The sequence below is a fragment of the Streptomyces spiroverticillatus genome (genome assembly GCA_014650415.1).
Lineage (GTDB): Bacteria > Actinomycetota > Actinomycetes > Streptomycetales > Streptomycetaceae > Streptomyces > Streptomyces spiroverticillatus.
Genome location: BMUX01000033.1, coordinates 1 through 21,240, shown reverse-complemented (window position 1 = coordinate 21,240; position 21,240 = coordinate 1). Strand labels below are relative to the sequence as shown.

General features: G+C 71.5%; 24 protein-coding genes and 1 pseudogene. 1 reads left to right on the top strand and 24 read right to left on the bottom strand.

What is annotated here, in order from left to right:
• The first annotated feature begins 480 nt into the window (after nucleotides 1-480).
• Complete coding sequence (locus IE269_RS40725; protein WP_189828400.1) at nucleotides 481-885, top strand: hypothetical protein; 405 nt, start codon at nucleotides 481-483, stop codon at nucleotides 883-885.
• Between the two features lie 53 nt (nucleotides 886-938).
• On the opposite strand, the gene IE269_RS40720 is transcribed toward IE269_RS40725, so the two are convergent.
• The 24 genes and pseudogenes from IE269_RS40720 to IE269_RS40610 form a co-directional block, all read right to left on the bottom strand.
• Nucleotides 939-2,810, bottom strand: a complete 1,872-nt coding sequence (locus IE269_RS40720; protein WP_189828399.1) for an ATP-binding cassette domain-containing protein — start codon at nucleotides 2,808-2,810, stop codon at nucleotides 939-941.
• A gap of 143 nt (nucleotides 2,811-2,953) precedes the next feature.
• A complete protein-coding gene (locus IE269_RS40715; protein WP_189828398.1) occupies nucleotides 2,954-3,379 on the bottom strand; it encodes a lasso peptide biosynthesis B2 protein in 426 nt (141 codons plus the stop codon).
• Entirely contained in the window at nucleotides 3,379-3,687 is a 309-nt protein-coding gene (locus tag IE269_RS40710; protein ID WP_189828397.1) for a PqqD family protein, read from the bottom strand. The genes IE269_RS40715 and IE269_RS40710 overlap by 1 nt, the downstream gene beginning before the upstream one ends.
• Entirely contained in the window at nucleotides 3,681-5,447 is a 1,767-nt protein-coding gene (locus IE269_RS40705; protein ID WP_229898605.1) for an asparagine synthase-related protein, read from the bottom strand. The genes IE269_RS40710 and IE269_RS40705 overlap by 7 nt, the downstream gene beginning before the upstream one ends.
• A gap of 101 nt (nucleotides 5,448-5,548) precedes the next feature.
• On the bottom strand, nucleotides 5,549-5,698 hold the full coding sequence (locus IE269_RS40700; RefSeq protein ID WP_189828395.1) for a hypothetical protein: 150 nt from the start codon (nucleotides 5,696-5,698) through the stop codon (nucleotides 5,549-5,551).
• Nucleotides 5,699-5,729: 31 nt separating this feature from the next.
• The gene (locus IE269_RS40695) at nucleotides 5,730-5,906 is read right to left on the bottom strand and encodes a hypothetical protein (protein ID WP_189828394.1); all 177 of its coding nucleotides are present in this window, start codon (nucleotides 5,904-5,906) and stop codon (nucleotides 5,730-5,732) included.
• Between the two features lie 5 nt (nucleotides 5,907-5,911).
• A complete protein-coding gene (locus IE269_RS40690; RefSeq protein WP_189828393.1) occupies nucleotides 5,912-6,085 on the bottom strand; it encodes a hypothetical protein in 174 nt (57 codons plus the stop codon).
• Nucleotides 6,086-6,240: 155 nt separating this feature from the next.
• The gene (locus IE269_RS40685; protein WP_438817678.1) at nucleotides 6,241-7,431 is read right to left on the bottom strand and encodes a M20 family metallopeptidase; all 1,191 of its coding nucleotides are present in this window, start codon (nucleotides 7,429-7,431) and stop codon (nucleotides 6,241-6,243) included.
• 16 nt (nucleotides 7,432-7,447) lie between these two features.
• Complete coding sequence (locus IE269_RS40680) at nucleotides 7,448-8,164, bottom strand: XRE family transcriptional regulator (RefSeq protein WP_229898596.1); 717 nt, start codon at nucleotides 8,162-8,164, stop codon at nucleotides 7,448-7,450.
• A gap of 364 nt (nucleotides 8,165-8,528) precedes the next feature.
• Nucleotides 8,529-8,942, bottom strand: a complete 414-nt coding sequence (locus IE269_RS40675) for a nucleoside/nucleotide kinase family protein (RefSeq protein WP_229898595.1) — start codon at nucleotides 8,940-8,942, stop codon at nucleotides 8,529-8,531.
• A gap of 81 nt (nucleotides 8,943-9,023) precedes the next feature.
• A pseudogene (locus IE269_RS43945) lies at nucleotides 9,024-9,125 on the bottom strand (zeta toxin family protein); the annotation flags it as partial.
• A gap of 77 nt (nucleotides 9,126-9,202) precedes the next feature.
• Nucleotides 9,203-9,661 carry a helix-turn-helix domain-containing protein gene (locus IE269_RS40670; protein ID WP_189828390.1) on the bottom strand — a complete coding sequence of 153 codons (459 nt, stop codon included), beginning with the start codon at nucleotides 9,659-9,661 and terminating at the stop codon, nucleotides 9,203-9,205.
• Nucleotides 9,658-10,107, bottom strand: a complete 450-nt coding sequence (locus IE269_RS40665; protein ID WP_189828389.1) for a helix-turn-helix domain-containing protein — start codon at nucleotides 10,105-10,107, stop codon at nucleotides 9,658-9,660. The genes IE269_RS40670 and IE269_RS40665 overlap by 4 nt, the downstream gene beginning before the upstream one ends.
• A 1,467-nt stretch (nucleotides 10,108-11,574) precedes the next feature.
• Nucleotides 11,575-12,276, bottom strand: coding sequence for a hypothetical protein (locus IE269_RS40660; RefSeq protein ID WP_189828388.1), 702 nt, complete (start codon nucleotides 12,274-12,276; stop codon nucleotides 11,575-11,577).
• A 235-nt stretch (nucleotides 12,277-12,511) separates the two neighbouring features.
• On the bottom strand, nucleotides 12,512-14,230 hold the full coding sequence (locus tag IE269_RS40655; RefSeq protein ID WP_189828387.1) for a DUF6248 family natural product biosynthesis protein: 1,719 nt from the start codon (nucleotides 14,228-14,230) through the stop codon (nucleotides 12,512-12,514).
• A 79-nt stretch (nucleotides 14,231-14,309) separates the two neighbouring features.
• Entirely contained in the window at nucleotides 14,310-15,017 is a 708-nt protein-coding gene (locus IE269_RS40650; RefSeq protein WP_189828386.1) for a hypothetical protein, read from the bottom strand.
• A 90-nt stretch (nucleotides 15,018-15,107) separates the two neighbouring features.
• Complete coding sequence (locus IE269_RS40645) at nucleotides 15,108-15,881, bottom strand: phosphoadenosine phosphosulfate reductase domain-containing protein (RefSeq protein WP_189828385.1); 774 nt, start codon at nucleotides 15,879-15,881, stop codon at nucleotides 15,108-15,110.
• Between the two features lie 246 nt (nucleotides 15,882-16,127).
• A complete protein-coding gene (locus tag IE269_RS40640; protein ID WP_189828384.1) occupies nucleotides 16,128-16,958 on the bottom strand; it encodes a hypothetical protein in 831 nt (276 codons plus the stop codon).
• A 126-nt stretch (nucleotides 16,959-17,084) separates the two neighbouring features.
• A complete protein-coding gene (locus tag IE269_RS40635; RefSeq protein WP_189828383.1) occupies nucleotides 17,085-17,576 on the bottom strand; it encodes a hypothetical protein in 492 nt (163 codons plus the stop codon).
• Between the two features lie 91 nt (nucleotides 17,577-17,667).
• Entirely contained in the window at nucleotides 17,668-18,288 is a 621-nt protein-coding gene (locus IE269_RS40630) for a hypothetical protein (protein ID WP_189828382.1), read from the bottom strand.
• Nucleotides 18,289-18,371: 83 nt separating this feature from the next.
• Nucleotides 18,372-18,977, bottom strand: a complete 606-nt coding sequence (locus IE269_RS40625) for a hypothetical protein (RefSeq protein ID WP_189828381.1) — start codon at nucleotides 18,975-18,977, stop codon at nucleotides 18,372-18,374.
• 127 nt (nucleotides 18,978-19,104) lie between these two features.
• Nucleotides 19,105-19,704, bottom strand: a complete 600-nt coding sequence (locus tag IE269_RS40620) for a hypothetical protein (protein ID WP_189828380.1) — start codon at nucleotides 19,702-19,704, stop codon at nucleotides 19,105-19,107.
• Nucleotides 19,705-19,804: 100 nt separating this feature from the next.
• A complete protein-coding gene (locus IE269_RS40615) occupies nucleotides 19,805-20,410 on the bottom strand; it encodes a hypothetical protein (protein WP_189828379.1) in 606 nt (201 codons plus the stop codon).
• A 115-nt stretch (nucleotides 20,411-20,525) separates the two neighbouring features.
• A complete protein-coding gene (locus tag IE269_RS40610; RefSeq protein ID WP_189828378.1) occupies nucleotides 20,526-21,191 on the bottom strand; it encodes a hypothetical protein in 666 nt (221 codons plus the stop codon).
• Nucleotides 21,192-21,240: the final 49 nt, after the last annotated feature.

Genomic DNA, 21,240 nt, shown 5'->3' with positions numbered 1-21,240 from the left:
GCAGGCGGACACTGGCCAGTGGCCACCCCGACTCGACTGGCCACTGCCGGTCCTTCCCTGAGTCCGGACACCGGCCCCGGGCGACGGTGCGAAGACTGGCCGTGCAGTGGTCAGGAGCCGCCACCAGGCGAGCGCATGCGCGCCGAAGACCGCGAGTCGACGGCCGGGCAGTGAGCCCGCTGCTTCGGCCCGTCCCTCATGGTTGGCTCGCGGCGGGCACCGGAGCAGCAGACCGGGAACCAACCACGCCCCGTTTCCCGTACAGAGTCCGGCGCCAGATCATGCCGCACGGTGACGGGATAACAGATCGGGTTCAGGCACCGTGGTTGGCCCGTGCGGGTCCGCAAAGCCGGACCAACCACGGTCCCGGGCAGTTGCCGTTGCGACCGCCTCCGCGTACGGGTTGGCCACCGCCACAACGACGCGCCTCCTTAGCTGCTCCCTGCGTTTTCCGGCCACGACGAACCTCGTTGAGCAGGCATGAGACTGCTGTTGCCGGAGACGGCCGGTCCCGGTGTCGAGACTTTCGCCGAGGCACTGGCCGACGCCTCGTGCGAGCTGCGCGACGCCGCATCGACGGCCGGGAGCTGGAGCGCCACCGCCGCCGAGGACGCGATCGAGGCTATGGAGACCACCGCCCTCGCCCTGGGGACCCACCCCTTGGCTACGGCCACGGTGGCTGCGGTCGGGGAACTGCTCGCCCAGCTCCGCCAGGAACTGGGCCTACCGCTTCGTCGCGTCGATGACCTGATCGAGGACCAGGGCGGCAAGGGCCAGGACGTCGCCCCGACCACCCCGCGCCGCCGCCGTCGCCCCCTGGGCGGGCTCGGCCCCCACGGCCGCCAAGTCCGCATTCCCGCAACCCGAAATGCGTCCGGCCGCTGAGTGCTGCACTGCTCAAGCGGTAACGGCGATCTCCGGCTGGAGATGAGTGACTGTCAGGTGTCCTGGTTGCCGTCCTGGAGGCGGTGGAGTTCCTGGAAGAGGCCGCCGTCTTGGTGGAGGAGTTCGTTGTAGGTGCCGGTTTCTGCGATGCGGCCGTGGTTCATGACGATGATGCGGTCGGCGGTGCGGGCGTTGGCGAGGCGGTGGGTGATGAAGAGGGTGGTGCCGTTTGTTGCGGAGAGGGCTTTGAGGCGGCTGAAGACCTGGTGTTCGGCGCGGGCGTCGAGGGCGGCGGTGGGTTCGTCGAGGACGCGGACGGTGCCCTGGCGGTGGAAGGCGCGGGCGAGGGCGATGCGTTGCCACTGCCCGCCGGACAGGTCGTGTCCGCCCCACCAGGAGCGGGCCAGGGAGGTGTCGAGCCCGTCGGGGAGCTGGGCGAGGACGGTGTCGGCGCCGGCGGCTTCGGCGGCGGCCAGGACGGCGGTGTCACCTTCGGGGCGGGGTGTGCCGAGGGTGATGTTCTCGCGGGCGCGCAGCGGCCAGCGGGTGTAGTCCTGGGGGACCATCGCGATGCGCGCCCAGACCGTTTCGGGGTTGGCTTCGGCGAGGTCGATGCCGTCCCAGCGGACGCTGCCTGCTCCGGGGTCGGGGAGGTAGAGGCCGGTCAGGAGGTGCACGAGGGTGGTCTTGCCGGACCCGTTCTCGCCGACGAGGGCGACGACTTCGCCGCGCTTGAGGTCGAGGTCGACGTTGTCCACGGCCGGGCGGGACGTACCGGGGTAGGTGAAGGTGAGGGAGCGGGCGCTGATGACGTTCGGCCCGTCCTCGGGGATCTCGTGCTGTCCGCGCCGTGCCCGGTGGGCGTGCGCGGCGTGCAGGAAGTTCACCCAGTCGTCGAGGAAGAGGCTGGTGCGGAAAAGGCGGGCGGCGGCGCGCATCATGCCGGTGAGCGCGGCGTTGGAGGTGCGCAGCGCGAACAGGGCAGTTCCGGCCGCGGCCAGGTCGACGCCGCCGGTCGCGACGAGGACGGCGAGCGCCGCCCACGTGCCGAGGAGCGCGAGCGTGGACAGGGCGTCGCCAGTGAGCTGGATGCGCAGCGAGCGCAGGGCAGCGGTCAGGGATTCGGCTTCGAGGCGGTCGGCGACCTGCGTGTACTGGGTGTGGAGGAAGGGCCCCATGTGGCAGGTGCGGATCTCGGCGGCGGTGTTGCGGTCGGTGGCGTAGTTGCGCAGGACCGAGCGCAGCCGGGAATCGGAGAGGGTGGCGCGGGCAGTGGTGTGCTCGGTGCGGGCCGCCTCCACGGCCGCCCACCCGCGGGGGAGCGCAGCAAGGAGGAGGAGCCCGACAAGGGCCGGGTGCAGGACGCTGAGCACGGCGACGGCGGCGCACATCTGCGCTAGGGCGGAGATCAGGTTTTGGGCGTCGTCGACGAGGTCGCGAGCGGAGTCGGCGCCCTTGCCCGCGGCTTCCAGTTCGTCCTCGAAGCCGGGGTGCTCGTAGGCGGCGTACTCGACCGCGGCGGCGGCCTGCAGGACACGGACGTCCGCCTCGCGGGCGCAGCGGGGGCCGAGGCGGGCGGCTGAGGCGCGCGCGGCTGCCTGTGCGAGGGCACCGGCAGCGAGCGCGCCGCCGAGGATGCCGGCGGCCGGGACCAGGCCCTGCACGAGGTGGCCGGTGGGGGTCTTGGCGGTGTACGCGGCCAGGACGTCGAGGAGGCCACGGATCACGGTGGTGGTGGTCGCCAGGGCGACGGCGGCCAGGACCGCGGTCAGCACCTGCGCGCCGAGAAGCGCGAGCAGGGCCCGCCGGTCGGCCCGCCACCCCAGACGTACGGCTTGTCTCAGGGTGGCGGGCAGACGGCGGGCCATGGCCCAGGTGCTCACGGAGTCGGCGGTCGTCTCGTGCGCCCCGGCTTTCATCCGCATCGGCGGCGGCGTACCGGCTGCGGCCGGCGAAGGAACTGTCACCCGCCCTGGTGTAGGGGAACCGCCCCCGAGGGCGGTACTGCATTTGTGTTTCCGCCCCTGCGTCCGGCCAGATCCGTACACTCCGCCGTCAATGTGACGCCTCAGTATTCACCCTTGAGGGTGGGGGTGATGAGGGCAGGGGTCCACGGGCGGACTGGGTCGTTGTTCTCCAGCCCCAGAGCGAATCCGTCGCCCTGGACCCAGGCGTGCGCCTCGTTGGGTGCAGCGCGCACCCCCAGGACCCAGTGCACGCGCCGCCCGCACAGCCCGAGTGCAAGGACGGTGGCGAGCGAGACCTCCATGCAGGCGATCCGCCCGCCCCACCAGGAGGGCCGCACGGCAAGCAACGCCTGGTGCAGGGACTGGGCGAACGCAGCCTCGGCGGGCGGCAGATGCCGCAGCACACTGGTGGCCGCGACGAGCCAGCGCAGCGGCAGCCGGTGGACGGCGATGGCCACCGGCAAGACCAACGCAGCCAGCATCCGGATGGGCAGCGGAGGGCGGCGGTGGGCGGGGTCGGGGGTCATCAGCGGCACAGGATCACCCGCCAACGTCGCCGCGTCTGCTGCGGTACGGGGGCGTCCTCCAGGAGCCCGTTGGCCCGCAGGCCGTCCACGATCGTCTCGACCGCGACCGTCGTCTGGGCAGGGTCGAAGCCGCGGGCGGTGACCGAGTCGATGAGCGCGGGCAGCGCGCACCCTCCGGCCAGGGCTGCCTCCCAGATGCGGCGGGTGTCCTCGTCCAGCCACACCCACTGGCCGGTCCGTACGTTCAGGACGGCGGTGGTGCCGTGCCCGGGGTCGGCCACGTACAGGTGCTCGGGGCGGCTCAGCACGTCGGCCTCCCCGTGGTAACTGGGGCGGGGGCCGGGTGGTGGGGGAGGTGGTCCAGCCACAGGCAGGTGGTCAGGAGGAGTTGGAGGGCGGCGCGCGGCGCCCCGGCGTCCCCGGCGACGGCCCGGTTCAGGTCGTCCGCAACGGCGGCAGCGTCGACGAGGCCGTCGCGGACGAACGGGCTGGCGGCGACGAGTTGGTGCAGGGCCTGGCGGTTGGCGCGCAGCCCGGCCAGGAGGATCGGGCCGAAGGACCCCTTGGAGCGGCGCCCGAACAGCCAGGACGGCAGCTCGGGCAGCGCCGCGCCCAGGAGCGGCTTGTACTGCCCGGTCCGGCGCCGCTCATGGGCGGGGATCGCGTAGCAGGCCCGTACGACGTCGTTGTCCAGGTACGGGAAGACGGGGTTGATGCGCAGTGTCTCGTACAGGGTGATCTCCTGCCGGGCGGAGGCACCGTTGAGGCGCAGGGTCTGCCAGTCGTCCCACCGCCCGGCCCGCACCTTGGGCACCTGCTGGGCGGATTCCCGCAGCAGCCGGGCCACTTCGGTGCGCCCGCCGGGGGTGAGCCAGCGGGCGGCAGGGCCCGGCCGGCACCACGACCAAACCAGGGCCTCTTCCTGCGCCTGCGCCGGAGGGCGCTCGATCAGGGAGGCGGCGTCCTCCAAGGCCTGCCCGCGTCCCTGGGCGGCGGCGGTCTTCACCTGCCGCCACAGCGGCCTCGGCGCGGTGTCGCGCAGCCGGGCCCACGCCGTCACCTGTGCTTTCGCCTCCCGTGTGCGGCCCTGCTGGAGGAGGTCGACGAACGCGGCCGTCGAGGACTCCAGCACCACATCCCCGCCGTGCCCGGTCAGATGGACCCCCAGCCCGGCCGCCGGGTGCAGATAGGCGGCATCCAGCCCCGTGATCGCCGCCGACAGGGTCGGCCCGTCCGTCGCGGCGGGCGGCGGCCCGGAGAAGTGCCACGTATCGGGGCCGCCCCGGTGCAGGTGCTGGGCGATACCGGCGTGCGCGGCGACCCGGGCGGCGAACTCCGTGTCCTCTACGCTTGCCAACTCCCCTCCGTAGGTCACCGCGCACACCCGGCGGCGCTGCGCCGCGAGCAGCACGGCCGTGGACGAGTCCAGCCCCCCGGATAAATCCGCACCCACCACCTCGTACGGCACCACGTAGCCCTCGACCGCCGACCGCAGGGCCGCGCCGACATGCTCCGCACCGCCCTCCAGCGTCACCGGCTCCCCAAGGTCTGTCAGGTCGACGGTCGTGAACTGGTCGCCCTCGATGAGGAGTCCGTGCCCGCCGGGCACCTGCCGCACCCCGCCGTACACCGACCGCTCGGGCCAGTGCTCCGTCCCGGCCACGATCTGCGCGGCCAGCAACCCCAGGTCCGGGCCCGGGGAACCAACGGTCGCGGCCACCATCGCCGCCCGCGACCCCCAGACCAGCCCCCCGGGCGCCTGGGCGACGAACAGGCCCCGCACCCCGGCGAGGTCCCCGGCCACGAAGGTGCGCTCCCCGTGGCGGGCGACCACCCAGTACGAGCCGCCCCACCGGGTCAGCTCCGCCCACCGGCCCCGGCGGACCGCGTCCAGACCCGCGCCGTACAGCTCGGCGACACTCACCCGGCAGTCGCCGACCACGCTCACACTGACCGGCCCCTGATGCTGGCTGCGCACCGCGCACCCCGCCGACCAGGCCCGCACCGAACCACCGAGCGCGATGCCGCCCGCCGCTTCCGGCAGCCCCGCCCCTCCGGCCACCCACATCTTGCTCACGAACCGCTCCTTGTCTGCTGCACGAAGGAAAACGACGTGCGGCGCGGCACACCCTTGGCGGGGTACCGCGCCGCACAGGCAATCCCGAGGGATCAGGGGTCGAGATAGAACATTTCCTTGTCCGGCTCGCTCGCCACACACCGCCCACGGGTCACGTCAGTGACGCGGTCAGCGGACAGCGACGGGGCGAACACCGGCTCTTCGCGCGGGCCCACGTCGGGGCCGGGCGATGCAGTGCCCATCACGTCCTCCTTGCTCGGAAGGTGGAGGGGGTCAGTTGAAGTACCAGTCCTTGTCGGGGTCCGAGGCCATCCCCTTGCCGCGGGTCGCCTCGGCGACGGAGGCGGCGGTCAGGCACGGAGCGAAGACGGGAACCATCCCGTCCGGCTGCGGCGCCTGCTCGGCGAAGGGACTGGCGCTCTCCACGACGCTCTCGCGCGGGGAGATCACGAGGTTCAGCCCTCGAAGTAGTTGGACTTGTCCGAGTCGTTGAACACCTGCCGACCGCGGGTCGCCGTGACGACCGCGGAGGCGGACAGCGCCGGGGCGAACACCGACGCGGTACTCATCCCGCTCGCGGGGGCGGGCTGCACGGTGGGCTCGGTGATGGTGCTGGTGTTCTCGTTCACGGGGATCGTCCCTCTCATCGGTGAGGTGAACACGCGCCCTACGGGGCGGTGTGTATCCATCTCACCGCGTTCGAAGGCCTGTTCCCAGAGACGGAATTGGGGACTTCCAGGGAGTGGATCTGGAAGAAACCTGGGACCCGCTTGGGACGTTCCCGTCAGCCGGTCAGAAGGTCCAGAACGGCCTCCCGGTAGACGGCGTAAACCTGGGGCAGGGCGGCAAGGTCGGCGCGCTCGTCGGTGCCGTGCAGACCCTCGTAGGACACCCCGAATCCGGCCGTCGCGGGGACCGCCTCGCCTGCCAGCAGGTTGCCGATGTTGCTGGGGCCCGCGGTCTTCGCGCGCACGGCAAGCCCCGCGCGGGCGGCGGCCGCAAGGAGCGCGGCGGCGGGCTGCTCGGTTTCCTCCAGCCGGAACGGCGGCCAGGAGGCGATGGGGGTGATGTCGGTGGGCGTGGGTGCGGGGAGGTCCGCGTCGAGTTCGGCGACCGCCTTGCGGATCACGGTTTCGGCGTCGTGGGCGTCGAAGCAGGGGGTGGTGCGCACGTCGACATTGATCTCGCAGCGGTCGGGGGTGACGGAGAAGCCGTGACCCCCGTGGAGGGCGGTGACGGACAGCTTCGGCCCCAGCGGAAAGCCCCCGGTGCTGTCCGGGCCGGGCAGGTCGGCCGCGTCGAGGAGGCGAACGAGGTGGGCGGCGCGGGAGATCGCCCCGACCACGGTGCGGCTGGAGCCGGAGTGCCCGGAGGGAGCGTGCACGGCGAGCGTGGCCCGCCACAGGCCCCGCCCGCCGACCACGACGTCCTCCAGGCCGGGGTAGCCGATCATCACGCCGGCGGGACGGACCGCGTGCGGGTCGGCTAGGTAGGCGCGGGCTCCGCCGAACACCCCGGTGTGCTCGTCGACGTCCAGCAGAACAGCCAGCCCGCCCGACAACCCGGCCGCGCGCGGCAGGAGTTCCGCGGCGAGGTGGCAGAACAGGGAAGCGGCCAGCTTGGAGTCGGCCGCACCGCGCCCGTGCAGCCAGCCGTCGACCACATCGCCGCTGTCCGGCGGGAACGACCAGGCGGCTTCGTCGCCGTAGGGGGCGGTGTCGATGCACGCGTCCAGGGTCCACCAGGGCCCGGGCCGCCCTCCGGCGATTTCCACCAGCAGCCCCACTACCGCCCCCTGCCCGTCGTGCAGACGACGGTGCGGCAGACCGCGGGAGGCGAGCCAGCCTTCCAGGACACCCAGCACCGGCCCGTAGTCGTCGATCCCCGCCCGGCTGGGCCTGCGGATCAGCTCCTGGGCCAACGCCACGATCGACGCCATCCCGCCCTCAGAGGTTGCCCGACGGATCTCGCTCACGCTTCTCCCCACCCCATCAGTTGTGCCGCACCGGAAGAGCCCGGACGGCCTCGATCGTCTCCACGGGGCGTGCGGACGCACACGCCTCCCGCCCATGGTGGACCAGCCCCACCGCCGCCTCCCGGTTCAACAGGATCCCGCAGTCGAAACCCTCGGCGCCGTGGAAAGACGGCAGGGGGACGACTGCCTGGGTCTCCGACGCGACGAAGAACCGCTCCAACGCCTCCTGGCGTTCCACCATGCCTATGTGGAGCGTCTTGACCCCGTGATGGCGGGCGGCAGGATCGCGCAGATCCAACAGCCGGGCCAGGTGGCCGACGAGCTCGTGGTGACGGGGCGGCCCGTACAGCACCCGGTAATGGACGAGATCCGGCTGCTGCGCCACGGCCGTCTCGATCGCCGCCAGATACGCCTTCTCCCGCGACCGGCTGCCGGTCACCACGAGCTGCTCCCGCGCCCCCGCCACGACCTCGACCATCGCCTCGATGAGATCGGTCCACCGGGTCAGGAGCTTGACGACCTCGGTGGTGCCGGCCACCTCCAGGGCGCTGGTGGCAGCACCGTCCTGGTGGGCGAACAGCACCTCCGGCCGCTCCCGGTACAGGGTGCACAGCCCGGCCCGGTTCCGCTTTCCCGTCCGCTTGCGTCCGGACTCCCACGCGCTGACCAAGCTGGCGTCCGCTGCCAGCCCCGTGATCGCGTTGAGCGCGTCGGCGGCCTCCTCCAGCGTCATGTTCAATGCGACCCGAGCCCTCTTGAGCCCGGAACCCCTGCCTTCCTCCACCGTCACGACCCCACCCCACATCGGCGTCAACGTGATACCAAGTCTCCCTCTTCAAGGGGCAGTTCGGTGGAAGCGTGCAGCACCGGTCAGCCGACGACTCAGGCACACTGGGAGGCCGCCGTTTCCGCCCCGAACCCTGAACCGGTGCCAGCGCCCGTCCTGCGTGAGGTCCTGGGTGTACTCGCCCCCAACCGACCCTCTCGTCGAACAGCGGCTCACGGCCGCGCAGCAGGAAGCGGCGCGGACGCTGGGAGTTGAGGTCTCCGGCCCTCACCAGTGGGGACACCAGAGCCGGGCCCTCGGCCAGGCTGCATCAAGTCGGCCCAGGCATGCCGTCTCTGGAAGTTAGCGAAGCCAATGACAGATTCAGGTGCTTGATGAGCGCGGCGGCCTGGTCCTGGGTGGGCAGGGTGCCGTCCAGGACCAGGCTGGCCGCCTGTCGGGTTGGCGCCACGTAGCGTTCGAAGGCGTGTGCGGTGTGGGCATACCCGCGCAGGCCTGGCAGGGGGTCCTTGCCTTCGGTGAGTTTGCGCATCGTCTTGCGGACCACTCTCAGGTCCGCGGGGGTGTCGACGAACACCGTCCACGACGCGCGGGCGGCGAGTTGTTTCAGGGTCAGGGCGAAGATGCCCTCGGCAATCGTCAGCAACGTGCTTGCGTCTGCATGCTCGGCAAGGGCTGCCTCGATGCGGTCGAAGTCCAGGGCCAGCGGGTCACTGAAGTCCACGACTCGCCCCGGGTGTCCGTCCAGCCGGGGGACGCTGGGTGCCCGTGCGGGGTCCTGGTGGTAGCAGAGGTCCAGGTGGACCAGTCCCGTACCGGGCAGCTGCTGGGACACGGCGCGGGCCAGCGAGGTCTTCCCGGACCCGGCCCCTCCGCCGATCAGCAGAAGACGAGGGTGATGGTTCACGTACAGGCCTCACGCCGAACTGGAGCTGACGGCGCGAGTGTAGTGAAGTACGGCCTCCGGTAAACCCATTCCCAGCATCAGCCTGCGAGGTGCAGATGGGGACGCGGGGCGGGCGTGGGGGCGGGTTCGCCGCCGTCTCCGTCGGGGGTGGGGTGAGGATCGCAGCGGCGGGGCGGGCGGATGTCGCTGGCGGGGAAGGCGAGCGGCCAGAGGTGGGTGTCGGGGTCCTGGATGTGGTTGACCATGTGCGCCAGGGACTCGTATCCGGCGTACAGCGGGTGGATGAGGATCTGGCCGTGGCGGGTGCGGGCGTGGATGAGGCCGGTGTCGCGCAGCTCGCTCATCGCCCGGGAGATGGCGCTCTGTGTGGTGTTGAGCCGGGTGGCGAGCTCGTTCTGCGTGATGCGTACGTGGCCGCGGGGTTCCTGGCGGCCCTGGAGGACGTCGAAGATATCCCGTGCGGTGGGCGAGAGCCGTGCGTTGGGGAGCTGTTCCCAGGCGGCGGGGTTGTGGAAGCCGGCCAGCGGCACGTTCATCTTGCGTCCTTACTTCCGGGAAGGGGGATGACGATGCGGTGGGTCGTCAGGGTTGTCTCGCCGAGGCGGGCCAGGAGGGCGGCGTGCTTGCGGCTGGAGAAGCGGTAGGCGTAGAGGGGGTTGAGCTGGTAGCGGCCGTTGCGGACCTTCCATACGAAGTGGTGGCGGGCGAGCTGGCGCAGTGCCCGCTGGACCTTGGTCTGGCTGCACCCGAAGTAGGCGGCCAGCGCGGTCTGGGTGACGGTCACGGTGCCGTCCTCGTCATGAGTGACGGTCAGGTGGTCCAGGACGTCGCGGGCGGTGGCGGTGAGACGGAACCGCCACAGCTGTGATTGGAGTTCCTGCGAGAGGTTGAGGTGGCGGGCGCCGGTGAAGTGGTAGGGCTTGGGCTGCGGGGAGTACAGCACGCTGCCGCCCTGGCGGCTGATCCGCTCTAGCGTTCCCAACAGCCTGGCCCCGGCCGAAGAGTCGGCGGAGGCAGATCCCTCCCGGGCTGGGGAGGAGGCGTACGCGGGTGCAGGCTGGGCCACAGTGACCTGCTCTTTCCATGGACTGCGACGCATCGCATAGCGTCGTGGCTATCTTTCGGCGAGTTTTCTGCGCCCGGCGTCGTTGGGCCTTGTCGGCAGAGTTTTCTTCAGCCAGAGCGCATAAAACTCCGGAGCGGCGGACCTTGTTTTATTCACCCTGGGTGAAGAAAACGCCCGCGAACGTGCAGGTCAGAGCGGTGCCGCTATCTCTTAAAGAACGGCGCGCGGGGGCCGGGGCCGGGCGGGGATCCCGCTGCGGGCTCCTGGCCCCGTGGCGGGCCGCACGGGGCGGGCGGGGTGAAAGGCTGGCAGCGTGGCTGAGCGGGGTGGGTGGTGCAGGTGGTCCCCGCCCGTACGTGACCGTGTGCGGGTCCGTGACCCCCGTCCCTTCGTTGGGCGCGGGTCGTCCCCGCTGGAAGGGAGGCGCGGTCCGGCAGGAATGTGCGGGAGGCGCAGGCAGGGTGCGGGGCGGCGCCGCAGCGCACGCTCCGGCGGGGGGTGAAGGGGCGGACGACCGGGCGGCGGACGGGGTTGACGGGCACGGGAGCACTTCCAAGGGGCGCAGCGGGGGTGGTGAGTGCTCCCAAGGAACCCTCCGCGACCAACTGGTGGGCCAACCACCAGCGGTTGTTCCCGATTACGAGAACGACACGATTCTCAGATCGCGCTGTGGTTGGCTGCCCGGTTGGCTCGCCCCTTCCTCCCCGCCCTCCACGATCAGGGCGCAGTGCGAGCCCGAACGCCCGTCGCGTGATCGGCAGTTGCCATCAGGCGGTCCGCGGGTGGCGGATCAGCAGCTGCTTCCCTTCCAGCAGCAACAGAGACCAGGCGCACTGCGGTTCGGCCGGGGGCTCAGGCTCAGTCGAGCGGATCCCCCCTCCCGGGCGACGTGATCGTGCAGCGCGCCGAACGCATCCCGGGCGGGCGGCGAGCAGCTGCTCACAGGTCGCATCAAGGGTGCCGAGAGAGATCAGCAGGCCCCCGGCATCCGCCCCACGCCGCGTGCCAGGAGCCGTACGTCCAGGGGTCCGTCACCCGTCATACGCTGCTCAACGACCGGGCGAAACTGAGGGCAGGAGCACACGACGCACCCTCGGCAGGGGACCGGCCACGAGCGCCAGGAGCGCGCCCATGCTCCCGGCCCTGCGGCTCCTGCCGGTCGAACGAACCGACGCCGACGAACTCCTGGACGGCGCGGCCCACCGGATAAGGCCGGCGGAACCTCGGAACGGGCACCGCCACCAAGGGGGCAGGAGAGAAGCAGCCAGCCATCCCGAACCTCTGAACCGTGCAGATCAGACACCTGGTCAAGGGATTCAGCGGCGCTGCTCGCGCCTGCCCGACGGGGGCGGGCGGGTTGCCCTGCTGGACGGTCCGGCTGGTCTACTGCGTGTTCTGCTCGGCCTGGGTGCGGGCGGTGCGCACGGCGCGGTCCCATTGCCAGGCGGGTCCGCCTTCGCGGGCGGCGAGTTCGCCGGCGGCGCCGCGCCGCCAGCCGCCGATCTCGTTCAGGAAGGCGGTGGCGACGGCTACGCGCTGGGCGGTCTCGGGGTTGGCGCCACGTGGCGGGTTGGGGGTCTGGCGTGCGCCGGTTCCGATGTTGTCGCCGTCGCGGCGCTTGTCGAAGTCCTGGAGGTCGCCCCGGCGGAAGACGCGTGCTTCCTTCCCGCTGGGCATGAGTTCGGTGCCGACGGGCTCGGGGAAGTAGCCGGGGTGGTCCGCGAGGTACTTGCGGATGACGGCCGTGCTGGCGAAGTGGAACAGCTTGGCCGCCTCGCCGATCGCGATACGTTCCTCCGGGTCGCCCTCGTACAGGGCGGGATCGGTGGGCAGGACCGCCTTCTTCTTCTTCGACCGATGAGCGTCAAGAAAGCGCTCGAACTGCTCGCGGTCGTAGTAGTCGACCCGCTCGACGGTGGTCTCCTTCTCGGGGAACCGGGTCTCCTCGTCGGGGGCGTCGAGGCGGTGCTTGTACCAGTGGCCGACGGTCACCTTGCTGGCTCCGGAGCGCTCCGCCATCCAGTCACGGTTCACCAGGGCTCGGCCGGCGACGACGATCTCGGCGGGTCGGGGGGGCTTGGCCATGGTGGGTTCCTTCGGGGCGCAGCGGCGGGCTTAGACTGGCGGCGTTCCTTCCTCTGTGGGTTGGACGCGATGGCCAGCAGATACTCGCTCAGGGTTGCCGCCCTGCCGACACCTCTCGGGGTGCCTCTGCTGGCCATCATCATGCTCCACACCCGCAAGGGGACATTTTTAAGCATGCTCCCGTGCGGGGGGTGGTGTCAACTGCCGGCCCGCCCTTGCCCGAGGCGGCCGCCGGTCAGAACAGTGCCTTCTGGTTGCGGTCGGAGGCGTAACCTCCGGCTGTATCCGCACCCGGCTCGTTGTCGTAGGGCTGCCCTTGGTCCGGCTGCCTCTCGCGGGACTTGGTGGGGGTCGGGCCGGTTTTGGCGCAGGCGCAGCGGCACCACCACACGCACGGCTCGCTGTTGGGGCGGGGGATGAACTGGGCGATGACGTGGCCGGTGGTGCTGTAGATCCAGTCGGTGTTGTTGTCGACCGTGGGTCCGTCTTGCTGGCGGTGAACACAGAGGTCGCATCGGTTGGTCCAGCAGTTCCAGCAGGTGCCGCGCTCGCACATGCTCCACCGGGCGAACCCGAACGGATACTTGGCCTCGATCTTGAGCATGTGGTGCGGCCAGGCGTTTTCGCGTACCCATGCCCCTTGTTCCTCGGACATGGGGGAGGGGTTGGGGACGGGGTCCAGGATGCCCATGAGCAGCGCTCCCTGGAGGTTGAGCAGCTTCATGCGCTGCACGCGGTGCTGCTCCCCGGTGGTGAGAGCACGCTGCGGACGCTGTACGGGGGTGGTCAGGGTGCGGGCGGCGGCTTTCTGGCGCTGGCGCCGGGCGCGCAGTCCCTGGGGGTGGAACCGCGGCCGCGCTGTGCTCTCTGCCGCGACTTCCGCCTTCGGGCTGTCAGCAGCAGCGGTGCGCACGGTCGGCGGGGTCGTCCTGGCGTGCGGGGCGGGCGCCGGGCGAGGGGTGAGGACGCCGGGGCAGTACCCGCCCTCGTCCTCCCACTGGTCGGCTGCCTGTTGTTCGGCGCGGGCCTGCTGTTCGGCGAGAGTAACCGGGGGCCGGTAGGCGCGCAGGGCGCTGCGGCCCAGTGGGGGCAGCCGGCGTGCGGCGTCCTTCTTGTCGTCGCTGGTCATCCACCGCCGGGCTGCCCGGGCGTAGCGGGCCAGGTAGGCGGTCTGATCGTCTGGGAACAGGCCCTGGGGGAACAGGCGTGCCAGGGCCAGGGCGGTGCGCCCGCTGGGGGTCAGAGCCAGAACCCGCGCTCCGCCGGCGGGGGGAGCGGCCCAGCACAGGAACCGGGAGGCGAAAAGGGCTTTCACGCGTTCCCTGCTGATCCTGCGCCCGCCTTCCCACATGCCGTGGGTGCGGGCCTGGCGGGCGGTGTGGTCCTTCCAGTACAGGCGCCCGCTTCCGGCGGCCTCCAGCACCCGCACGTGTCCGGCGGTCCAGCCGAGTCGGGGCACGTGATGCTCGGCGTAGAAGCGGTTCATCAAGTCGGTGTGCCGGTTCTCGGCATCCATGCCGGTTGCCGCCCGCTCCCGCGCCTCCTCCTCGGCCTCCTCCCGGCGGGCCTCGCGGTCCTTCTCGGCGCGCTCGGCAGCGGTCAACGGGCGCTCCAGCTGGGTGTGCAGGACTTCGGCGGTGATCTCGACGTGGGCGGCGTGCTGGGCGTGGACGGCGGCCGTCACAGCCCGGGCCGCGTAGTTGGCGAGCGTGAACACGGTGACACCGTCCTGCTGCCAGGAAGCGGCCCACCGAGCCCACTTCTGGGCGTCGCAGGCGTGCTGGTGGGCGGTGTGCATGCGGGATTCCAGCATTGCGGCGGTGCGGCCGGCGGCGCGGCAAGCGGCGAACATCGCGCTGTCGGCAGCCTCGACGGCGAGCTCGGCGGCTTCCTGGGCGACGCGCACGTACACCGGCGGGGGCAGGGCATCCCGCCCTGCGGTGTGCTCGGACATGGTTCCTCACAAGGGAAAGCGGCCCGGGCGCGGCAGCGGAGTGCTGTCCCGCCCGGGCCGGTCCAGGGTGGGCGGTCGGTCAGCGGGAGGGGCGGTCACGCCATTGGGTGCAGACCTGCTTGTCCCTGCGGTAGCGGGCCCAAGGGGGGCCGGGGGTGTGATCGCTGGCGAAGTGCTGGCAGTCGGCGCAGGGGGGACCGAAGTCGCCGGGGTCGGTGACCGGGGCGGCAGTGTGCTGCCGGGGCGTGGCCCAGGGGTCGCCGCCTCGGTCGAACTGCACGCTGCCGTCGGGGAGTTGGTGGGCCCATCCGTCGGGCCAGTCGACGGGGGTGGGACGGCGGCAGATTTCCAGGGCGCGCAGCAGGGCGTACCGGCTCCACAGCACGCGGTCCCCGCCAGGCAGGGTGACCATGTACGCCGGAGCGTTCACCTGCTGCTCCGGGTGCCGGATGAGCACACCGGCGTACCGGTCGGGCTCGAAACGCATGACGGAGTGACGGGCGGACTGCCGGTAGCGGATCACGGCGGCGTCATCGACGAACGCCTCGCTGGCGAACATCCGTTTCAGGCTGCTGTTGAGGAAGTTGAGTACGTGCTGGCCCGGCTTCGCGCGGCCCGTGAGGCCCTGGTCGACCGGGGCGGGCGGGAAGGTTCCGCCGTCCTCGTTGACGCGCGTGTAGTGGACGTGGATGGGCAGGTCTGCCAGCAGGATGTAGGCGGGCCCGTCGTGTCCGGGAAACGGGTCGGTGGGGCGAATCCGGGTGCCGGGCAGGGGGGTGCTGTGCATGGTTCCTCACAGGGTTGAGAAGGACGGTGTGTTGTCGGGGGGTGCGGGATTTCCGCCCCACACCCCCGGGGCTGTGGGTGTGGTGCTGTGTCAGCTGCGGGCGCGGTCGATGATCTGGGCCAGGCTGATGGACGGTTTGAACTGGCCCATCGCGGGCTCGGCGGCGGCGTACTCGGCGAACAGCGCGGGGTTCAGCTGGGCGCTGCGGACCAGGTCCTTGGTTCCGGCGAGAGGGCAGGCACGACACGAGAGGCGGCGCATGCCGAGGTTGTAGGCCTCGTGGTGGGGGATGCCGTGTTGCTGGTGGGCGTCCCATACCTGGGCGGTGGTGAGGTGGTGGACGGGCAGCCACGTGGTGACCCGGCGCAGAGTGCCCTTGCCGCTCATCCGGTGGACTTCCAGAATCGGCTTCTTGGCGCGTGCGGGGGATTCCTCGGCGCGCATCCCCATGGCGTACCCGGCCCGCGGCGGGCGCCCCAGGCTCAGTTCGCGGCCGACCTCGTCGACGTAGTCACGTCCGGCGGCCGTTTTGGTGTCGCTGCGGCAGTAGGTGGCCCAGTGGCCCGGCCACCTACCGTGGGACATCATCCGCTCCCAGAGCGAGGGCCACCGTCGGCTGCGCCGCACGGCGAACGGGACGTCATACAGGGCGGCGTGGGCGCGGGCGGTGTCCTCGGCACCCGGCCACTCGACCAGCTGGCCCTCAGCGGTGGTGCCCAGGTCGCAGTGCAGGACGCGCACCTTGTGCAGCTGCCCGGCTGCATCGGCCTGTGCACAGACCTCGTGGACGAGGGCGCCGGAGTCCTTGCCGCCGGAGGTGAGGGCGAGCACGACGTCGTGGGCGTCGAAGTCGAATTCCGTCATCCCGCCGGGCACGGTCAGCGGGGCAGGCCCGGCCGGCGCGACGCCTGCAGCGGAGGCGGCCGCAGTGGCGGGGGCGGGAGGTAAGGCCGTCCTTTCCGCCTGGGCGGAGCCGCACGGTGCCGCGCACCGGGGGGTGTTCTGCATTTTCGGCATGGTCCGTTCCGTGGTGGTGGGGTCCTGCTGGGGGGAGGGGCCGGGCGGAGGCGCGACGACGGGGCGTCGGCGCGCCTGCGCCGGGCGGTGGTGTCAGGGGGTGGTGTGGCGGTCCGGGGCATGGGAGCGGGTCCGGGTGTGCTGTTCGCGGGCGTGAGCCTGGGCGGTGGCTGCGGCGTCGTCGGGGCTGGCGGCCTCGACCCACAGCACGTACCGGCCCGGGGTGCCCTGGGGGGCGCGGTTCCTGCGGGCGTGGTCGCGGCTCTTGGCGACTTCGGTGACGGTCGTGACCGTCAGCACGTCGCCGTCCAGCAAGCCGTCGACCCGGTAGGACTTCGTCCGGCGGCTGGTCAGACGTTGGCCGGACCGGGGGGAGAGCTGCCACACCCACGGGAGCACGGGGGATCCGCCCTCGGGGAGCGGCTCGTGCCGCTGGGCGGGGGGCGGTCCGCCGTTGCGGCCGCGCAGGTGGGAGTAGTAGCGGGGGCCGATCCACCCGCACCGCTCGCACAGGAGCAGCTGGTGGTTGTCGCTGCCGGGGAAGCCGGTCAGGGCGCGCCAGTCGTGCCGGGCGTACTGGGCGAACGCCTTGTGCGCGCTCTCCGTGTTGCGGGCGGTGACGGGCATCCTCGGATCGAGCAGCGGGACCGGCCCGTACAGCACCGTCAGCGGCACCTTGGTGAGGCGGACCGGGGTGATGTGCCCGGCGGCGTGCGCCTTGATGAGGTGGCGGGCGGCCATGTCGATGCCCTTTTCGCCGGTGGGCGGCCGGTTGAGGTTCGTCTCGCCCTCGCTGGTGACGACGTGCCAAGTGCGGTGCCAGCGATAGGCCAGTCCGAGAACCAGACCGTCACCGACGATGACGGGGGTACGGCATTCCGCGTCGGACTCGCCGGTCCGGTAGGGGGTGGGGGGTGTGCTCATCGTGGAACTCCTGTGGGTTGGGGAGGGTTACCGCCCCTCGATGTGACGGGTGTAGGGATGCACCCATTACCGCTTGGGGTGATCGCGTGGACGGCGAGGGGGCGGGTCCCGGCCGGGAGCGGGGCGTCAGTGGGGCAGTTGGGTGCAGTCGATGTGCCGGGTGGCGATGACGATGCGGACGTCTCGGACCTGGAGGGTGGCGGGATCGGGGAAGCGGATGTCTCCGCCGAGTGTCGGGCCGTTCTCGTCGTGGCGCGTTCGCCCGTCGGCCACCCAGGAGAGGAAACGGCGTACGCGGTCGCCGGTGGGCAGAGCGGGGGGCCCGTAGCCCTGGACGCGGAAGTAGCGGCGGACCTCGTGCGCCGGAAGGGGGCACGTCGGCAGGGGCGTCGGCACGCCGGGGCCGGGCAGATCGGCCACACGGATCGGCCGGTCCGTCTTGATCATGAGGTGTTCGGTGAGAGTGACGTCGGTGGCCCAGCTCCAGCCGGTCACCGTGGCCCAGTTGCGGGCGGCGGCCTCGGGGTGGGTCAGCGTGGAACTGGTGTGGACCTTGGTCTGCCCGCGGTAACGGTAGGAGACGGTCCAGAACCGGGAACGTGACTGCACTGTGGTCATGCTGATTCCGCTTTCTGTGGGTTGCGTCTGCGGGAGGGGTTGCCGCCCCTCAAACCGACAAGTGTAAGTATACTCTCTTGTGTGGTGTTGGTCAAGCCTGCCCAACATGGCGCGCCAGCAGCACGCGGTGCGCATCGGCCGCCGTGAGGACTGCGTCCAGGTACAGGCCCTTCAACACCCGCGCAGGAAGACCCTGCTGAGCGTGCCACCAGAGGGCCATCGCCATGCAGCCTGCGGCGGACACGTAGACCTCGTCGGTATGCGGCCACTGAGAGAGCCAGCCGCGCCCCAGCAGGATCGATGTCTGCGTGTACGGGATGCGCCAGAATCCGGCCTCGATCGCGCACGGCGTGCCATCGGGGTCATAGCGCAACTGCGTCCCCCTTCCGGCGTGGTTGATGAGTTCCAGGTCGGCGTACTGGCGCGCGGTCAGCTTCTTGGGGTGGACCACGGGCGTGAGGCGCACTTCCCGGTGCCTGATGCGGCGGTCCCGGATGCGGAGCTCCCCGCGAACGAGCGCCTCCACGGTGCGGCGGGAGTGGTCGGCCGTCTGCTGGATCAGGCCGTCTGCCTCCCAGCCGGTGAGGTAACCGGAGTGCACGCCGTCGCTGAGAATGATCTCTTTGAAGGCGGCCGGGGCGTATCCGCCGGGGAGGTAGGAGCGGGGAGTCAGGATGCCGTGCCGGGACGGCCGGGTGCGGTGGTGGGCCATGGTGTGATGCCTCCGAAAGCAGCGGGGGGGGGGAGGGGTGGGGTGCGCCCCGGCAAGGGGGCGCACCGTGATGGGCGCGGCGGTTAGGGGGCGGTGGCGCTGCGGTTCTGCCGGCGTCGCACGGCCTCGCCGTACGCGGTCATGAGGGCCTGGAGGGTGGCGTCGTCGACGTACCGGAACTCGACGATGTGCTGGCCCCAGCTGAGGACTTGGGCCTTCATGGACCCGATGGACCCTTGCCGGGGCCGGTATTCGATCCAGGGGGAGGGGGCGGTGCGGGTGAGTTCGGCGCCCGGCACGAGGGCGGCGAGTCGCTGGGCGAGGGCCTGTTGTTCCTCGTCGGTCTGCCGGGCGGACGCTGCTGCGGCGACCATCTTCGGGTACAGCTCGTTGTAGACGGGCAGCAGCTTGGCGGTGATGGCGTCGGCGAGTGCGGCCGGGGGGCGGTCGGTGCGGAACTGCGTGGACGGCCTCTCGTGGTCCCACACCGTCACGGGGGCGTCCGGGTAGCGCACGGTCACCTCCACATGGGCGGGGCGGCCGTCAACGGGCAACAGGTGCAGGCGCCGCCCATCGGCGTGAACCAGGGCGGCCCCGGTGCGCCCCATCCAGTGGTGGGGTTGGGCTGTCCAGCGGTGCCCGAGCAGCGGGGCGGTCTGGCGGGCGAGCCGGAGAATCTTGTTCAGCACGTACGTACTCCTCAACGATGCACGGGGCGCGGAGACGGATCCCACGCGTGTGGCGGCCGGCGGATCCGGCGGATCCGGCGGGGAACGGGGGGAGGGGTGCGGCGCATCCCTCCACCTCCAGCTGGGGTTACTGGCCGGGGGCGAGTTGGCGGCAGATCTGGGCGGCTTGTTCGGGGGTGAGGTTGCGCAGTCCGAGCCCTACCCGGTCGCCGTGGCGCTCGATGTGCGCGGTGATGCCGATGTCCTCCGGGTCTTGGGAGGGGGCGTGGACGCTGGGCCGGTCAGTGGATGCGGTGACCGGGCCGACCCATGACCCCGGCATGGCGTCCAGGAGGAGTTGGACGGTGGCGTCACGGGCGGCGGCCTGGGCCTTGTAGCGGGCGTGGGTCTCGGCGGCCAGGCCCAGGGCGGTGTCGTAGTCGGGCAGGAAGCGGCGGCGAAGGTGGGCGACGAGGTGGCGGGGGAGCTGGCGGGCGGGCATGTCGGCGGTGACGCTGATGGTCGGGGTCGTGATGCCGTTCAGCCGGTTGTCCCCGTGGTTGTCGAACAGCCCGTACACCACGAGCCGCCCGTCCTCGTCGGAGATTCGGACCTGGTAGGGGTCCTGTCCGGGGCGGGGGCAGGTGAGCAGCGCGGCGCGGGGCCAGTGGGGATCGGGGGCGGCGCTCCAGCCGACTCCGAGCAGAGCGGCGGTACGGCGGGCGGTGGTCAGAAGCGGAACGGGCATCGAGAGCTTCCTTTGGGGACAGATGGTCAAGGCGGCGGGGCCGGATCCCGCGGGGTGCGGGGCGCGGGCAGGGGTGGTGCCGCCCCTGCCCGGGAAGGGGTTACAGGTCGGCGGCCAGCAGGCGGGCGACGGCTTCGGCCTGGGCGGGGCTGAGGTAGCCGAGCATCATGTCGACGTGGCTGCCGTCATGGGCGACCTCGGCGGCGACGCGCAGCGAACTGCTGCGGTAGTTGGTCGCGGTCACTTCGCGCCGGTGGTCGCTGTTGTAGGCCCGGCCGATATGGGAGTGCGGCAGGACGTCCGTGAGGAGCTGTGCCACCGCGTCGCGGTCGGCGGTCTCCTGGGCGTACCGGGCCCGGTCCGCAGCCACCGCGTCCAGGGCTTCCCCGTAAGCGGACAGGAACCTGCGCTTGAGGTGGGCTGCCAGGTGGCGGGGGACCTGCCGGGTGGGGAGATCAGCGCTCACGGTGATCTGCGGGGCGTCCGCACTGTGGAGCAACCGGCGGTCGCCCTCCCGGTCCAGATACCCGTACGCCAGCAGGCGGTTGCCTTCCTGGGTGATCCGGATCCGGAAGGCGTCGGCGCCGGAGCGGGGGCCGGTCAGCAGCACCGCGTTCCGCCACACTTCGTCGTGCGGGGCGGCGCGCCAACCGGGGCCCAGCAGGGCGGCGGTACGGCGGACGGTGGTCAAAAGTGGGGTCGGCACAGAGCTCTCCAGGGCAGCGAACGACGGGCAGGGTGGTGGGGTGCAGCTGGACCCAGGGGAGGCGGGGGATGGTGAGCCCCCGCCTCCGGGCGTCCAGCCGCTGGAGCGGGTGCGCCTACCTCTCGGTGCGGGCGTAGTTGTGGGTGTCGTCGCTGACTTCGAACGCCACCGGCACATGTGCGCCGGTCCAGTTGGCGAACGGGCCCGGGAAAGCGGCCTGCCCGTTCAGCCACTGAAGAACGTGGGGCCTGACTTCGTGAAAGGTGCCGTTCTCGGCCTCGGCGTAGAACGCGCGGGTGCCACCGAATCCGTGGTCGTCGGCGTACTCCCACACGCACACCAGATAGGGGCCGCCTGCCTCATGGATGCGGGCGAAAGCGGTGTGCACGTCATGGTCGTTGGGCCCGGTGGAGAAGAATCCGCGCAGCGAATGAAGCCGCATTTCCGCGGTGGGCTCCAGATCGGTCTGGTCCTGGTGCTCCCCGCCGTGCGCAGCAATCAGTTCCCGGATCGCTTCCACGGGCACTTCCAGGCAGTGAGTTCCGCCGTGCTCGTCGCCGGTGAGGTAGTCCTCCCACGGGTCCTGGTTCTGCCATCCGGGGGAGTCCGGAGCGGTGAGGCCCGGGAAGAGGTAAACCATGTCCGCCACCGCCGCGTTGGGCCACATCTCGATGTCGAGAAGCGTCCCGTCCGCGAGCCGGATGCGGGCGGACGTCGGGGCAGTACCGCGTGCGGTGATCTCGTCCAGCTGCGGTGTGCTGGTCTGGGTGTCCTGATGCATCACGTTTCCCTCTCGGGGAGTCAGGGGGTGGGCCACTGAGGCCCACCCC